The 13750-nt window shown below is 67.0% G+C and carries 14 protein-coding genes; 2 read left to right on the top strand and 12 right to left on the bottom strand.

Translation table 11 applies throughout. From position 1 onward, the window contains the following. Nucleotides 1-3 precede the first annotated feature (3 nt). Both VF168_13475 and VF168_13470 read right to left on the bottom strand, forming a co-directional pair. Nucleotides 4-354 carry a cytochrome c gene (locus VF168_13475; GenBank protein HEX7005189.1) on the bottom strand — a complete coding sequence of 117 codons (351 nt, stop codon included), beginning with the start codon at nucleotides 352-354 and terminating at the stop codon, nucleotides 4-6. After that, nucleotides 355-1818, bottom strand: a complete 1464-nt coding sequence (locus VF168_13470; protein HEX7005188.1) for a hypothetical protein — start codon at nucleotides 1816-1818, stop codon at nucleotides 355-357. A gap of 216 nt (nucleotides 1819-2034) precedes the next feature. On the opposite strand from VF168_13470, the gene VF168_13465 reads away from it, so the two are divergent. Then, on the top strand, nucleotides 2035-3816 hold the full coding sequence (locus VF168_13465; GenBank protein HEX7005187.1) for a S8 family serine peptidase: 1782 nt from the start codon (nucleotides 2035-2037) through the stop codon (nucleotides 3814-3816). Here VF168_13465 and rbsK read toward each other — a convergent pair. After that, a complete protein-coding gene (rbsK, locus tag VF168_13460) occupies nucleotides 3813-4754 on the bottom strand; it encodes a ribokinase (GenBank protein ID HEX7005186.1) in 942 nt (313 codons plus the stop codon). The genes VF168_13465 and rbsK overlap by 4 nt on opposite strands. Before the next feature lie 205 nt (nucleotides 4755-4959). On the opposite strand from rbsK, the gene VF168_13455 reads away from it, so the two are divergent. Then, the gene (locus tag VF168_13455) at nucleotides 4960-5406 is read left to right on the top strand and encodes a hypothetical protein (GenBank protein ID HEX7005185.1); all 447 of its coding nucleotides are present in this window, start codon (nucleotides 4960-4962) and stop codon (nucleotides 5404-5406) included. A 55-nt stretch (nucleotides 5407-5461) separates the two neighbouring features. Here VF168_13455 and VF168_13450 read toward each other — a convergent pair whose 3' ends face one another. The 9 genes from VF168_13450 to VF168_13410 form a co-directional block, all read right to left on the bottom strand. After that, entirely contained in the window at nucleotides 5462-6442 is a 981-nt protein-coding gene (locus VF168_13450) for a hypothetical protein (protein HEX7005184.1), read from the bottom strand. A gap of 96 nt (nucleotides 6443-6538) precedes the next feature. Continuing rightward, nucleotides 6539-6991: a SprT-like domain-containing protein gene (locus VF168_13445; GenBank protein HEX7005183.1), complete on the bottom strand. Its 453-nt coding sequence runs from the start codon at nucleotides 6989-6991 to the stop codon at nucleotides 6539-6541. 83 nt (nucleotides 6992-7074) lie between these two features. Beyond that, nucleotides 7075-7443 (bottom strand): SaoD/DsrE family protein, encoded by a 369-nt coding sequence (locus VF168_13440; GenBank protein HEX7005182.1) that lies wholly within the window; start codon nucleotides 7441-7443, stop codon nucleotides 7075-7077. After that, nucleotides 7440-8219 (bottom strand): ABC transporter permease, encoded by a 780-nt coding sequence (locus tag VF168_13435; GenBank protein ID HEX7005181.1) that lies wholly within the window; start codon nucleotides 8217-8219, stop codon nucleotides 7440-7442. Before VF168_13435 ends, VF168_13440 begins: the two co-directional genes overlap by 4 nt. Then, entirely contained in the window at nucleotides 8216-8995 is a 780-nt protein-coding gene (locus VF168_13430) for an ABC transporter ATP-binding protein (GenBank protein HEX7005180.1), read from the bottom strand. The genes VF168_13435 and VF168_13430 overlap by 4 nt, the downstream gene beginning before the upstream one ends. Then, a complete protein-coding gene (locus tag VF168_13425; GenBank protein ID HEX7005179.1) occupies nucleotides 8988-9977 on the bottom strand; it encodes an ABC transporter substrate-binding protein in 990 nt (329 codons plus the stop codon). Before VF168_13425 ends, VF168_13430 begins: the two co-directional genes overlap by 8 nt. A gap of 260 nt (nucleotides 9978-10237) precedes the next feature. Continuing rightward, nucleotides 10238-10558: a hypothetical protein gene (locus VF168_13420; protein ID HEX7005178.1), complete on the bottom strand. Its 321-nt coding sequence runs from the start codon at nucleotides 10556-10558 to the stop codon at nucleotides 10238-10240. A 74-nt stretch (nucleotides 10559-10632) separates the two neighbouring features. Next, nucleotides 10633-12666, bottom strand: a complete 2034-nt coding sequence (locus tag VF168_13415) for a PAS domain S-box protein (GenBank protein ID HEX7005177.1) — start codon at nucleotides 12664-12666, stop codon at nucleotides 10633-10635. 127 nt (nucleotides 12667-12793) lie between these two features. Further along, a partial coding sequence (locus VF168_13410) for a family 1 glycosylhydrolase (protein HEX7005176.1) occupies nucleotides 12794-13750 on the bottom strand: 957 nt, incomplete at its 5' end.

Below are 13750 nucleotides of genomic sequence, written 5' to 3'. Positions count from 1 at the left end.
GCCTCAGGGCGTTTCGGCGGCCCAGACCATGCGCAGTTCGCTCAGGTAGGCGAGCAGGGCGTCCATCTCTTCCGCGTCGATCTCCTCCTCGCTGAAGGCCGGCATCTCGCCCAGGCCGTGACGGACCTGCAGGCGTACGGCGAACGCCGGGAGCGGCCTGTCGGCCACGCCCTTACCGATGCCGCGGCCACCGTGAGGGTGACAGGCGTGGCAGTTCTCGTAGAAGACTCTTTCGCCCTGGGCCACGCGCGAGTCGCTGGCCGCCAGCGGACCGGTGACCATCGGACGCTCGAACGCCGGCCCGCACGAGACCAGTAGTGCGGTCAGACTCGAGACGAGGACGAGGCGCTTCACCTAGTCGGCACCCTCTCGCGTGACCTGCCACACGACTCCCGTGCCAGGGCGCGGTTGCGCCTCTCCGTTGGCTATGGTCATGACCCCGAAGTCGACTATGTAGAGCGATCGGCCGCGCGGGTCGAAGCGGGCCGCAACCGGCCGCTCCAGCCCCCCGGTGCCGAGCCTCGACGCCGGCCCGTTCTGCGCGCCCCGGTTCATGGCGAAGTCGAACACTCGGCCCTGCTCGTCGACGCGGATGACCTTGAAGCCAACCGGCTCGAGCACCTTCCCTACGTTGGGTGACATGTCGCCGAACTGGGCAATGAAGGCGTCGCCCAGGTAGCCGAACTCCCTGGAGCGGGAGACGTCCAACCCGTTGGAGGAGGAGTGCACGCCCAGGAAGGCGAGCGGTTCGGGCGGGTCCTGAGGGTGTTCCGCGAGGAGGAAGCCGGGCGCTTCATCGCCGGGAGAAGAGAACCACTCCTCGTCCGTAAGCGGACGACCCGCCCAGAAATCGGGCCACCCGTACCAGCTACCGGGTTCGATCCGCCACAGCAGGTCACCGGTCCCGAATACAGGGCGGCTGCCCCGTTCGTCGAAGCTGTTCTCGGTCACGAGGAGGTCGCCGCTCCCGTCCCAAGCCAGTCCGAACGGATTGCGCAGGCCCCAGGCGATGACTTCGAGTCCGCTCCCATCGGTCCGGACCCGCATGATCGCACCGTTGCACGGCACCTCGCCGGGGATCACCTGGCCTTCGCTGCTGGCTTCGCCGAACGGCAGGTAGGCGCCGGTGAAGACCTGCTCCTCCGCCTCGGTGAGCGGATCGCCGCTCCGGAAGTTGCGCCCCGCAAGGGTGATCTCCTCACAGGGCACGTCGTGGAAGTCGGGGTTCCGCGGCAGCCAGCCGAAATCGAAATTGTCAGGGCCCACTACACCTGAGTTGGTGGCGGTCCCCTGACCGAAGTAGATCCAGCCATCCTCGCTCACCAGCGGACCGTTGGTGTGATGATCGCCGTAGCTGGGCAGACCGCCGACAACCGTTTCGACCGTTCCGTCGAGCCCGATCCGGAGGATCTCGCCACCGTCCACATGACCGCCGGCGACGTAGAAGGCGCCATCGGCGAAGACGACCCCGTTCCAGGGAGGGTTGTCACCGGTAGCGACCACGGTGGGCGGGCCCTCCGGTTCGAGGCGCAGCAGTCGCGGCTCGCTGAAGAGCTCGCCGTACGAGTAACCGGCTTCGAGCACATAGATTCGTCCCTGATCGTCGAACGCCACGCCGGTTGGCAGGTCGAGGCCGGTCGCCACCACCTCGATCTCGTAGCCGTCCGGCAACCGCACATCGGCCGGCTGGAGTCGCCTGGGCGCCTCGAACTCGGTTTGTCCGCCGCCTTGCGAGGGCAGCAAGGGGAAGCACGAGGCGAGCAGGAGGGGCAGCACGAGCGCCGTCAGGAACGGCCAGTGGCCTACAACTCGAGGCAACGGATCCTCCGATCCGGATCACGCTATTCAGCGCAAAGGTAGAAGCGACCGGCTGATGGAACCGGATGGAAGGCTACACTCGCCGCCGTTCCCTTAATCGAACCTTCACCCCTGGCCCCCGGTGTGGATTCTTCGACCACGGCACGCCCCCGCGCCTAGCTACCCTTGTGCCGTCCGCTCTGCGACAGCGCTTGCACGGCGGTTCCGGAGTCTCGAATGAAACTGATGAAGCCCCTGCTTGCCCTCGTCGTCATCTCTGTGGCCCTGACGGGCTGCCAGTTACTCATCCCCGACACCGACAGGCCCGGGCTGATCGTCGGGACGGTCGACATGCCAGGCGAACTGGACGAGCAGGTGCAGCTGCGAGCCACCGGTTACTGGCAGCTCGAGAGCGACGCGCCCTGGCTGCGGGCCACGCCCACCAGTGGATTCGGCGATGCGACCGTTCATCTTTCGGTAGACCCCTCGGCCCTCGAGCCGGGGTCGTACTCTGCCATGCTTTCCGTAACCCCGTACGGTGGTTCCAGGGAGTACCTGCGAGTCATCTTCTCGTTTCCAAGGCTCCGGGGATCGATCGTGCCGGGTCCGGCGCCCGCCAGCCGGAACCTCTCTACCCTCTCGACCGCTGCGATCCCTACAGGAGCGGGCCGGCTCCTGGTGGGCCTGCAGCCCACACAGAACGGAGCCGGTACCGCCAGCGCCAGTGAACGCCGCGCCATGGCCGCAGACATCGCCGCCCAGGGAGGCGCTCGGTTGCGATCGATCTTGCCTCTGGGCAACGTGGCTCTCGTCGAAGCCTCGAACATGCGAGGAGCTGCGGAGAGGCTGGCGAGAGACCCGCGCGTCAGCTATGTGGAGCCGGACCAGGAACTCGAGCTCCTCACCAGCGATCCGCTCTGGGATAGTCAATGGGCCCCGCAGAAGTTGAACGCAGAGGAGGCCTGGACGACCGCCGACGGTACAGATATCCGCATCGCCATCCTCGACAACGGGCTCTACCCTGGGCATCCGGACCTCGACGGCAAGGTCGTCAGCTTCCGGAACCTCGTCGACGACCCGACCAGCAACTGCGGCACTCACGGAACCCACGTCGCAGGCATCGCAGCAGCGGAGACCGACAACGGTACCGGCGTCGCCGGGATCGCCCCAGCAGCAGGTCTGGTGCTCTACAACGTCGGGTTCGAGAGCAACGGGGCGTGCGTGGTGAGCACCTTCACGGCGGCGGAGGCGATCGACCTGATCGTGGCCAGCTCCGAGGCCGAAGTGATCAACATGAGTTTCGGCGGTCCCTACACCAGCACGACTCTCGAGGACGCCATCGAAAGGGCCTACGCCGCGGGCATCACCATGGTGGCTTCGGCAGGCAACGATCCGGCCGGGCCGGTGCTCTACCCGGCCGCTCACCCCGAGGTGATCGCTGTCTCGGCGACCAACGTCTACGACGACCGCGCGTCGTACAGCGCCTACGGTCCTGAGATATTCGTCAGCGCCCCAGGGGGCGACGGTTACGCTCAGATCTGGAGCACAGCTCACGACGGCACCTCCTACGGCTACCAGCAGATGAGCGGGACGAGCATGGCCAGTCCGGCGGTCGCGGCGGCCGCCGCGCTGGTACTCTCCGTCGACCGCACACTGTCGCCGTTCCAGGTGAGCGCGATCCTCGCCGAAACCAGCGTCGACCTCGGCTCTCCCGGGCGCGATGACGAGTTCGGCTATGGACGCATCGACGCTGCTGCCGCCGTCCGAGCTGCGGCCGACCCCTCCGCCTATCCCCGCTGGTTCAAGCTCAGGTCCCCGTCAGGCGATTTCCCGGTTCCTGCCGAGGAACAGTTCGTAGCCGGCTACGTCGCACCGGGGATGCTGCTCGAAGTGGGGTCTGACGACAACGGTAACGGCGATCTCCGGGACTCCGGTGAGTATTACGACAGCTTGATGGTCCAAGACCCGTTCGGAAGCGAGTATTACGTCGCAGAGTTCTACGTCGAGCAGCAGCCTTAGGAGAAGTCGTCCAGCTCCTCCCGGCTCGGGAATGAACTCTGCGTCCCATGCGCCAGGACGGTCCGAGTAGCGATGCGGCAGGCACGCTCGGTGGCCGCGCGCAAGCCGAACCCGGTGGCGAGGAAGTAGGCGAGCGACCCGACGAAGGCGTCTCCCGCACCGGTGCTGTCCACGGCCCGGACAGGCTCGGCCTCGACGCGGAGCTCCTCGCCGTCACGGTCGATCCCTACCGCTCCCCGTTCGCCCAGGGTCACGACCACGTTGATCGGTCCCTTCTCCCGCAGAGAGCGCGCTGCTGATAGCGCCTCCGCGACGCTACCTACGGGCATGCCGGTGAGGGCCTCGGCTTCCGACTCGTTCGGCACGAGCACGTCGGTCAGAGCAAGGACCTCTTCGCCCAGCGGAGCGGCCGGTGCGGGATTCAGGACTGTCATCGCACCGCCCTCGCGCGCGATCCTGAACGCCTCGACGGTGGCGGCCAGCGGCGTCTCCAGCTGGCAGATGAGGACGTCACAGTTCCTGACGTCTTCAGCCGCGGCTCGAACATCGGCCGGCGAGAGCGTGGCGTTGGCTCCGGGTATGACGACGATCCGGTTCTGGCCGCTCTCCTCCTCGACCATGATCGGCGCCACGCCCGACGACACTCCATCCACGAGGCTGACGTGGGAGATGTCGATCCCCTGCTCCTCGAAGTTGCGAACCGTGCTATCGCCGAACTGGTCGCGGCCGAGTTTCACGACGGCGACGACGTGTGCCCCCAGCCTCGCCGCCATCACCGCCTGATTCGCGCCCTTGCCGCCGAATCCGATCCGGAACTCCGTGCCCATGATCGTCTCACCCGGCTCGGGCACACGCTCGATCCGCGCGATGAGGTCGGTATTGGCCGACCCGACCACGCAAACCCTCGGCGTTCGCCGGCTGGTATCCGGTTCCTCCATGAGTGGCCATGATATCCGCACGGGGATCGCGGCGAAGAAGCGGAGGCGCGCGCCTCACGGAACGCGCTCCGGGGGCCGGCAGAGGGACCGCAAGGCGCTCGCCCGCCGGGATCCCGCGTCCGGGCCCGAAGTCGAAATCCTTCACAGCGTCGATCAGCAGGTTGGGTAGACTGTCAGTCGCTGGCGAGGAGCCGGCCTTGCCCCTATGAACGATCCGAAGCGCGAACTACTGCAACTGATAGATGGTTACGAGTCTGCCACGAAGCTGCTTCCGTCGGTCGGTCCTGACGCTGCCAGCTACTTCAGCGCCCTCCGGCCCGCGATCGAGAGCACCCTGGGGTGCGTGAAGCGCCTCGTGAACGCGGTGAAGGTTCAGTCGCGCAGCGAGCAGGAGCGTTTCCGTCAGGTGGTTTCGCAGGCCCGCTCCTACCTGCAGCAGGCGCTCGCGGACATGTACCAGCACGCTTCCGTTAGCGTCTACGAACTGCTGCGCGGGATCAAGCACCTGCTGCAAGACCTGATCCACAACCGCCTGGTCGACGAGGAGCGGATCCTGAGCTTCGACCGGACCGACCTGAAGGCGATCCTCGAGCACCTGAAGTTCCCGCCCCGCAAGGGCAGCCGGCTGCGGGCAGTGCTCGAAGCAGCCTGATCGGGACCAGAACCGACAGCAGAACGCCGGTCGACCCGATCCGGGTCTCAGCGAACTAGTCGTGCTCTCCCCGACCTCTGCCGCGACCGCGACCCCCGTCGTCGCGATCGCCACCGCCGCCACCTCCGCCAGCGCCGCCACCTCCTCCATCACGGCCATCTTCGCCCGGCGGGCCCTGCGGTCCCTGCGGACCAGGAGGGCCCTGTGGACCCTGAGGCCCCTGTGGGCCGGGCGGTCCACGCTCGCCCTCCTCACCTGCCGGCCCCGGCGGTCCCGCCGGTCCGGGCGGCCCCTGGGGTCCCGGCGGACCCGGCGGACCGGGCGGACCGGGCGGCCCGACGACGGCACTGTCGCCGACGGCGCTCGCTACCATCCCTTCAAGCTCCTCCGCCAGAACGGCCGTAATCTGAGCTACCAGCTCGGGCCTCAGTCGCGCGAGCCTCTGCTCGAGGCCCGCCAACAGGCTCTCCTCGAGGCGCGCTGCCAGCTCGTTCAGGCCGGCAGGAGCGCTCTCCTGGTCGACCCGGGCGAAGCCTCCGCCGGCGATCGCGACGCAGTCGATCCTCGCCTCCACCGTCTCCATCGCTCTGGTGACCAGCAGCAGCGCCTGGAAGCCGGTCAGGTACTCTCCGCCTTCGAACCGCCCCTCGGGGAACGCCTCACGGACGCCCAGCTTCGCGGCCCGCTGCGCCGCCGACTGCGCCCAGTGGTCCTCGGGCACGTCGATGAAGGCGTAGCTGGGATCGGCGTAGCCCAGGTCGGGGTCGCTGCAGCTGGTGCGCTCGTCGGCCGCGGTGAGCATCTTGTCGATGAGGTAGGCGACCTGATAGCCGGTGGCCCCCTGGTCCGAGATGACCGAGCCGTCGGGGAAAGTGGGTTCTATCCCCATCTCTTCCGCCGATGCCAGCACCTGCTCCTGCCAGGTGGAGTGCTCATCGACCGGCGCTGCGACTCTGCGCTCCCGTAACGTGACGATCTGCAGTGCGATCAAGCCGCCGAGCACGACTATGCCGGCGATCGCAAGTAGCTTCTTCATGGTCCCCCCGCTCGAACCCGCGACCGGCACGAGGCCCGGGCGCCTACTTCATGATGCAGAAGCTACGGCGTTGGTCGTGGGTAGACGTCACCCGCTTCAGGCCGCTCTTCCGACCCTGAGTTCACCGACCCGGTCCCGCAACTCCAGCTGGCAGGAACGGCAAACGAGGCGGGCCGAGGGCCGCCTGTAGCGAGGCCAGGTCCGGCCGCAGTGGGGGCACTCGAGGATGAAGCGGGGCGGAGCGGCGTTGAACGCCGCTTCCGAGACGCAGGCGGCGGGATTGCAACCCAGCTCCCGGGCCTTCCGCTTGAAGCGGGGCCCGTGACCGTCCCCGGGAGTGAGGGCGTGGGCTATCTCGTGGAGGATCACGTCCCGCACCAGCGCTTCGTCGTTGAGCTCGACGAATTGCCGGGAAAGGGTGATCCGTTGACGGGTGGGCCAACAGGCGCCAAGGCGCCTCCTGGCTCTATCGAAGGCGAAATCCCAGGCCGAGAGACCGTTCACGTCCATCAGCTCCCGGGCCAGATCGCTGGCGGCGGCGAGGTGCACGGGCCACTCTAACCGGAGCTAGCGCAGGCTTCTGCGCCGATCTTCGCTAGAGGGTTATCACCTGGTCCGGGGGGTTGCCGGCCCTAGAGGGTTATCACCTGGTCCGGGGGGTTGCCGGCGAGCGCGCCGTAGAGATCCGGGAAGCAGCCGACTCTCACGCCGTCAACCGCCCCGGTGACCTGCCAGCTGCCGTCGGAGTTGCGCTTGGCGAAGCCGCGTTCCTCGGCACACTGGTCGCACATCATCAGCATGATTCCCTTGTCGCGAGCGACTTCCGCGAGCCGCTCGCCCAACGGGTCGCCCTCACGAAGCACGAATGTGTTGTCGTCGAAGAAGAACATCCCCACCACCTCGGCGCCATGACGATCCTCCTCGAGTTGAGGCAGGATCATCTTGCCCAGTTTGTAGCTGGCGGTATGTCCGGACGTGCTGAATACGTAGGCGACCTTCATCTATACCTCCAGGCGAGCAGTCGTCGTTCGATGAGACCGGCAAGAGCGAACAGTATCAGGACGAACGTCATGATGAGCACGATCAGGGCGATCGTGAGGGGCGCGTTGAACTGGCTCTGGGCGAAGGAGAGCAGGTAGCCGAGGCCTCGGAACGAGGCCACGAACTCACCCACCACGGCGCCTGTGAAGGCGAGACCGACCGCTACCCGCAGGTTGCCCAGCACCCAGGAGGTGACCGAGGGAAGATAGACCTCCCGCACCAGGTCCCACCAGTTGCCGCCCAGCGTCCGTACCCGCTCGACGAGCCGCACATCCACCTCGCGGATTCCGTTGTAGACGGCGAAGAAGGTGAGCACGGCGACCAGCACGAAGGCAAGAGCGATCTTCGACCCGATCCCGATGCCCAGCCAGATGATGAAGAGCGGGGCGAGGATCACCCTGGGGATCGCGTTGAGCAGGATCATCACCGGCTCGAGCAGTTCGGAGAGGATCGGCACCAGCGCCGCCAGGAATCCCAACAACGCCCCCACTATCAGTCCCACGAGGAGTCCGCCCAGCGCGGCCGTGAAGGTCGCCTGCAGGTGTGACCAGATGCTGCCGTCGGCGAAGAGTTCGCCGAGTGTGGCGAAGACACGCGTGGGCGCCGGCATGTAGAACGGATCGAATACGCCGGTGCGTGAGAGCACTTCCCAGATGGCGAGCAGCAGGAGGGTGGCGCCGAGGCGCCGGGCCAGCTTGGTTCGCTTGCTGGTTCCCGTGATGGTGCCGGCCCTCATGCTTCCACCAGTCCGGTCTTCTGGGTCCCCGGTTCGACCTCGTCCGCCAAACCGTTCCAGAGTCTGCGCAGGAGGGGAGCGTAGGCGGGGTGGGTGCGCACTTCGACCAGGTCCCTCGGCCGCGGGATCGGTACGTCGATGCTGTCGCGGATCTGAGCGCGAGGGCCGCGCGAGAGCAGGTGCACGGTGTCGGAGAGGCTCACGGCCTCTTCGAGGTCGTGGGTGACGAGCAGCACCGTGAGTCGCTCGCGTTCGACCCACTCGAGCAGGTCCTGGGTGATGCGGCGCCTGACGATCGCGTCGAGCGAAGCGAACGGCTCGTCCATCAACAGCAGCCGGGGCTGGAGAGCCAGCACCTGAGCAAGCGCGACGCGCTTGCGCTGACCGCCCGAGAGCTGACGCGGGAACCTGTCGCCCAGACCGGCCAGGCCGAGGCGCTCGAGCCAGGTATCGGCCCGCTCGGCGGCGGCGGTTCTCGAGGCGCCCCTCATCTTCAGTCCCAGAGCCACGTTCTGGCGAACGGTGCGCCAAGGCAGCAGCGCATCGTCCTGGAACAGGATGCCCAGGTGTTCACGGTCGACGCCCAGGTCGATCTCCCCGGCCTCGGGCCGCTGCAGTCCGGTGATGGCGCGGAGCACGGAGCTCTTGCCCGAGCCCGACGGGCCCACGAGGCTTGCGAACTCGCCGGTGCCGATCGTCAGGTCGACGCCCTCGAGGACGGGCTCCCCGCCGTAGCCCAGTTCGAGATCACGAACTTCCAACATCGCTTCAGCCACCGGTGCCACTCAACACTTCCGTCGCCAGCAGGCGATCGAGGTCTATCTCCTGCTCCAGCACTCCCGCCGTCCGCTGCGACTCGACCACCCGGGCCGCCGCCTCCACGTCGATGGCGACGTTGTCGGGGTAGAGGGAGTCGACATGCTCGGCGAGGATCTGTTCGAGCTGCGCGGTGTCACCACCGGCGATGAGCTCGGTGGGCAGGGAAGCGACGATCTCCTCCGGCCGCGCCTCCTTGAGGGCACGCAGCCCGTTGCCGAGGGCGCGTCCCAGGGCCTGCATCTCTGCCAGCCGCTCCTCCATATCTTCTGCCCTGACCGACACTCCCATGAAGGCGTAGGCGCCGCCCAGGAACTCCTGAGCCTGCTCGATGTTCATGGCGTTGAAGAGGACTTCCCCGCCGGCTTCGCGGATGAGCGTGAGCGAGGGTTCCTGCACCCAGCCGGCGTCCACCTGACCGAGCCGGAGGGCGTCGTAGAGGTTGACGCCCAGGGTGGCGAAGCGGATCGAGGAGGGGTCGACGCCAGCCCGCTCCAGCAGGTAGAGCATCAGCACATGGTCGCCGTTGCCGAGGGCCGAGACGCCCACGGTCTTACCGGCCAGGTCTTCGATCTCGTTTATCGCTTGCGCCTGGTCGGGTGCCGTGGCCAGTGCGAACAGGGGCAGCCTGCCGGTCGTCGCGAACCTGCGGATCTCGGCCCCGTTGCTGTACGCCTGCAGCGCCGCGTCGAACGATGTGGCGGCGTATTCGACGGCTCCGCCCACGAGGGCCTGGAGCGCTGCGCTTCCACCGCGGGTGTATACGAGCTCGACGTCGAGGCCCTCGTCGGCGAAGAACCCCTTGGCCTGAGTGAATTCGTATGGAACCACGCAGAGGAGTTGGCTGCAGAAGGCCAGCCTTATCCGCCTGTTCTGCGCGAAGCCGACGTTCGTTCCGCCCAGGATGATGCCTGCGAAGGTCGCGGCCATCCCCTTGAGCACCGTTCGCCTGTCTATCGAGCCCGCGCTCGACGTTTCGGTTCTGTGCGCTCTGACGCCTTCGCTCGGGTCGCAGCAGCCCATTCCGTCCCCTTCCGCGGCCTCAGCCGCACTCCTGCTCACTGGATAGACGCACCGAGCCTTTCCAGCCAGACCGGGCGCGCCTTTAGTGGATAGAACTTATCAGTTTTCTGGACCGCAGGGAAGGGGAAAGGCGACGTGGCTACCTCTGCGGCGCCGACCGCCCCTCCGGAGACGTCGGGCTAGTTACGCTTCAGCGCGCCCAGGTAGGCGGTGAGCAGAGCCTCTCCCGGGTACTCGGGAGCGGCCCCGCGGAAAGGCGCGATCGTCTCGACCGGCTGAACGGTGGCGAGGACCGGGTCGCCCAGATCGATCTGCCACTGCCAACCCCGTTCGTGCAGCGCGCGCTGGACCTCGCGGCGGAGCATGGCGTCGCTGGCGATCCCCTCGAAGGCGCGGAAGTAGGTGCTGCCTACGAGGAACCCGCCCTGCCGGTCACACGAGCACCTTGCCGGTTCCAGTGCCGCCCACTCTTCGAACAACTTCTCTCGTGCCTTGATCATGCCGGCGAGGAGGTTATCTTCCTCTCCCTCACGGGATTCTTACCCGGGTGGGGCGACGGACGAGGTTCGCCTGTTCAGGCGCTGTGGGGAAGGGTGAAGTAGAAGGTGGCTCCCTGGCCCGGTTCCGACTGAGCCCAGACGCGTCCGCCATGCTTCTGCACGACATGCTGGACGGTCGCCAGGCCAACTCCGCTGCCTTCGAACTCGCTACCGTGTAGTCGCTGGAACGGTACGAAGAGCTTCTCCGCGTAATTCATCGAGAAGCCGGTGCCGTTGTCCCGTACGAAGAAGGTCGCGGCGCCATCCTCCGCTTCTAGGGCGCCGAACTCGATGTGGGACGGTTGCCGGCCCCGAGTGAACTTCCAGGCGTTGCCCAGCAGGTTGTCGAGGACGATCCTCAGCTGCCTCCTGTCGCCCTGAGCGACCAGACCGGGCTCGATGTCGAGCTCCACTTGCTGCTCCGGCCTGGCCCTGCGCAGCTCGTCGGCTACCTGGATGGCGAGACCGCTCATGTCGACACGGCTCCTCCGCACGTCCATCCTCGAGGTCCGCGAGAAGGCGAGCATGTCGTCTATCAGCATGTTCATGCGCTCGGCGCCAGACTTTATCCGCCTGGCGAAGGCGCGCGCCCCATCGTCGAGCTGTTCGCCGTAATCCTCGAGCAGCGCCTTGCTGAAGCCGCTGATGCCACGCAGCGGCGCCCGCAGGTCGTGCGAGACCGAGTAGCTGAACGCCTCCAGCTCCCGGTTCGCCTCCTCCAGCTTGGCGGTACGCTCGGCCACGCGCTGCTCGAGCTGAGCGTTGAGCTGCTTCACCTCCTCTTCGGCCTCCTTGCGTTCGGACACGTCGAGGACGTACTCGACCACCTCGGACTCGTTCAGTTTCCGGGCGGCGAACAGGCCCCACCAGGTGGAACCGTCCTTCCGGTAGTAGCGCTTCTCGTACGGGGTCATCTCGCCGACCTCGTTCACCTGGCGCCAGGCCCTGAGCGAAACCTCTGCGAACTCCGGCGGGGTGAGTTCGCGCCAGGTGAGCCCCAGCACTTCGTCCCGGCTGCGTCCGCTCATCCTCTGGAACGCCTCGTTGGTATCGCGGATCTCGCCATCCTCGCCCCAGAAGATGACGCCCACCGTGTCGATGCTCAGCGCTCCGCGAAGCCGCTCCTCGCTCTCGCGCAGGTCCCGCGCCACCCGGCTTCGCTCGAGCGCCTCCCAGCACCGGTTGGCAACGGTAAGGACGAGTTCGGCGTCGCGGTCTCGCCACTGACGGGCCGACCTCTGCTGGACCGACAAGCCCGCCACCAACCGGCCCTCCTTGTGCATGGGGACGAAGATGAGCGACCTGGCCCCGATCTTCTCGTACACCTCCTGGTCGTCCCTGGTCACGCGCTCGTCGGCTCGCACGTCCTCTACTACGAACGGCATGTTGCTCCGCAGCAGCTTCAGCGCCGCCTCCCCGAAGTCGCTGATGGCGTAGCGTCCCACCATGTGAGGCGTGTCGCCCCGCACGTAGTCACCCAGCACCCTGAACTGGTCCTCGTCCTCCTCGACCTCGACATAGGTGCAGCGGTCGGCTCTGAGGAATTTACCGAGCATCCGCGCCGCGGTGGCCACCGTGCTGTCGGGATCGTCGATCGTCTGCAGAGCCGAATTGAGTTCGACCAGGAACCGCTCACGCACCTCGTTCTGCTTCCGCCGCGAGATGTCGTGCACCTCCACGAGGTTCCCGCCGACGCCTCCGTCGCCACGCAGCGGACTGGTGGCGAACTCGACGTGGTAGAAGCTGCCGTCCTTGCGGACGAACACCTCCTCGCCCTCGGTTCGCCTGTTCTCCGTCAGGGCGCGGTCGATGGGACACTCCTCGATCGGATATGGAGTGCCGTCCGGTCTACTGTGGTGCAGCAGGTAGTGGAGGGGCCGGTCGCGGACCTCCTCCAGCGAGTACCCGGTAAGCCTTTCAGCGGCCGGGTTCATGTAGATGCAGACCTTGTTCTCGTCCTGGACGAACAGTGCTGAACTGGTGTTGTGACAGACCGCCGCCAGTAGCGCTTCAAGTCGTTCCTGGCGTTCTGTCACACCTGTCTCGCCCTCGCCCCCGCCTGTCAGCATGCCCGATGGTAACGCGGCGGGTTGGAGCCGGGGCAAGGCCGGCGACTACGGTCGGGGCCGGACCGGGGGCGGGACCGGCTCGAGGTGCCTGACCGTGACCGGTTTCGGACGGCCGCTCCCGCTCCAGCTAGCCGACAGGTTCCGGGGCCCCGCTGCTGACCCTCCGCCCGTACCACTTCGCGCTCTCCTTCAGGGTTCGCTCCTGCGATACGTAATCGACATGCACGAGGCCGAAGCGCTTCTCGAAGCCGTGGGCCCACTCGAAGTTGTCGAGCAGGCTCCAGGCGAAGTACCCCTTCACCGGGACTCCGGCTGCAAGCGCCTGCTCGACGGCACGGATGTGCCCGTCGAGGTAGGCGATCCGCTCCCGGTCATCGACCTTCCCGCCTACGAGCCGGTCCGGGTAGGCGGCCCCATTCTCGGTTATGTAGAGTTCCGGCACGCTGTAGTCGCGTTGGAGGCGGAGGAGCAGTTCGGTCAGCGCCGCCGGGTAGACCTCCCAGCCCATCGCGGTAACCGGATTGCCGGGTGGGCGGAACTCGACCGCTGGCCAGTCACCGCTCCCCTTCGCGAGTAGCGAGCGGCTGTAGAAGTTCACCCCGAGGAAGTCGAGCGGCGCCGAGACCGTCTTCAGATCGTCCTCCTCGACCTTCGGTACGTCGCTGCCGTAGCCCTCCCAGACGTCCGCCGGATAGCGGCCCCGCAGAAGCGGGTCCAGGTACCAGCGGTTGAAGAAACCGTCGTAACGCTTCGCCGCCGCTCTGTCGGCCTCGCTGTCGCTTGCCGGGTAGGCCGGATTGAGGTTGAGGACGATGCCGTGCTGGGCAGAAGGGGCATTGCGGCGCATCAGGGGCAGAGCAAGGCCGTGAGCGAGCAGCAGATTGTGGGAGGCCTGGAGACCGGCCCTGCGGTCGCGTCTGCCCGGAGCATGCTCGCCACTGGTGTAGCCGAGGTAAGCGCTGCACCACGGTTCGTTCAGCGTGGCCCAGGCCTGGACCCGGTCGCCAAGCCGGGCGGTGACGAGGTCGGCGTAGTTGGCGAAGGCTAGCGCGGTTTCGCGCTCGACCCAGCCGCCCTCATCCTC

The sequence above is a fragment of the Trueperaceae bacterium genome, from assembly GCA_036381595.1.
GTDB lineage: Bacteria > Deinococcota > Deinococci > Deinococcales > Trueperaceae > DASVCN01.
Note: the sequence above shows the minus strand (reverse complement) of the source record. Positions and strands in the feature narration are given on the sequence as shown.

Bases quoted from the DNA above. Each gene is read 5' to 3' on its own strand.
- VF168_13455 (HEX7005185.1), top strand. From the start codon at position 4,960: ATGAACGATCCGAAGCGCGAACTACTGCAACTGATAGATGGTTACGAG.
- VF168_13435 (HEX7005181.1), bottom strand. From the start codon at position 8,219: ATGAGGGCCGGCACCATCACGGGAACCAGCAAGCGAACCAAGCTGGCC.
- VF168_13440 (HEX7005182.1), bottom strand. From the start codon at position 7,443: ATGAAGGTCGCCTACGTATTCAGCACGTCCGGACATACCGCCAGCTAC.
- VF168_13465 (HEX7005187.1), top strand. From the start codon at position 2,035: ATGAAACTGATGAAGCCCCTGCTTGCCCTCGTCGTCATCTCTGTGGCC.
- rbsK (HEX7005186.1), bottom strand. From the start codon at position 4,754: ATGGAGGAACCGGATACCAGCCGGCGAACGCCGAGGGTTTGCGTGGTC.
- VF168_13415 (HEX7005177.1), bottom strand. From the start codon at position 12,666: ATGCTGACAGGCGGGGGCGAGGGCGAGACAGGTGTGACAGAACGCCAG.
- VF168_13420 (HEX7005178.1), bottom strand. From the start codon at position 10,558: ATGATCAAGGCACGAGAGAAGTTGTTCGAAGAGTGGGCGGCACTGGAA.
- VF168_13450 (HEX7005184.1), bottom strand. From the start codon at position 6,442: ATGAAGAAGCTACTTGCGATCGCCGGCATAGTCGTGCTCGGCGGCTTG.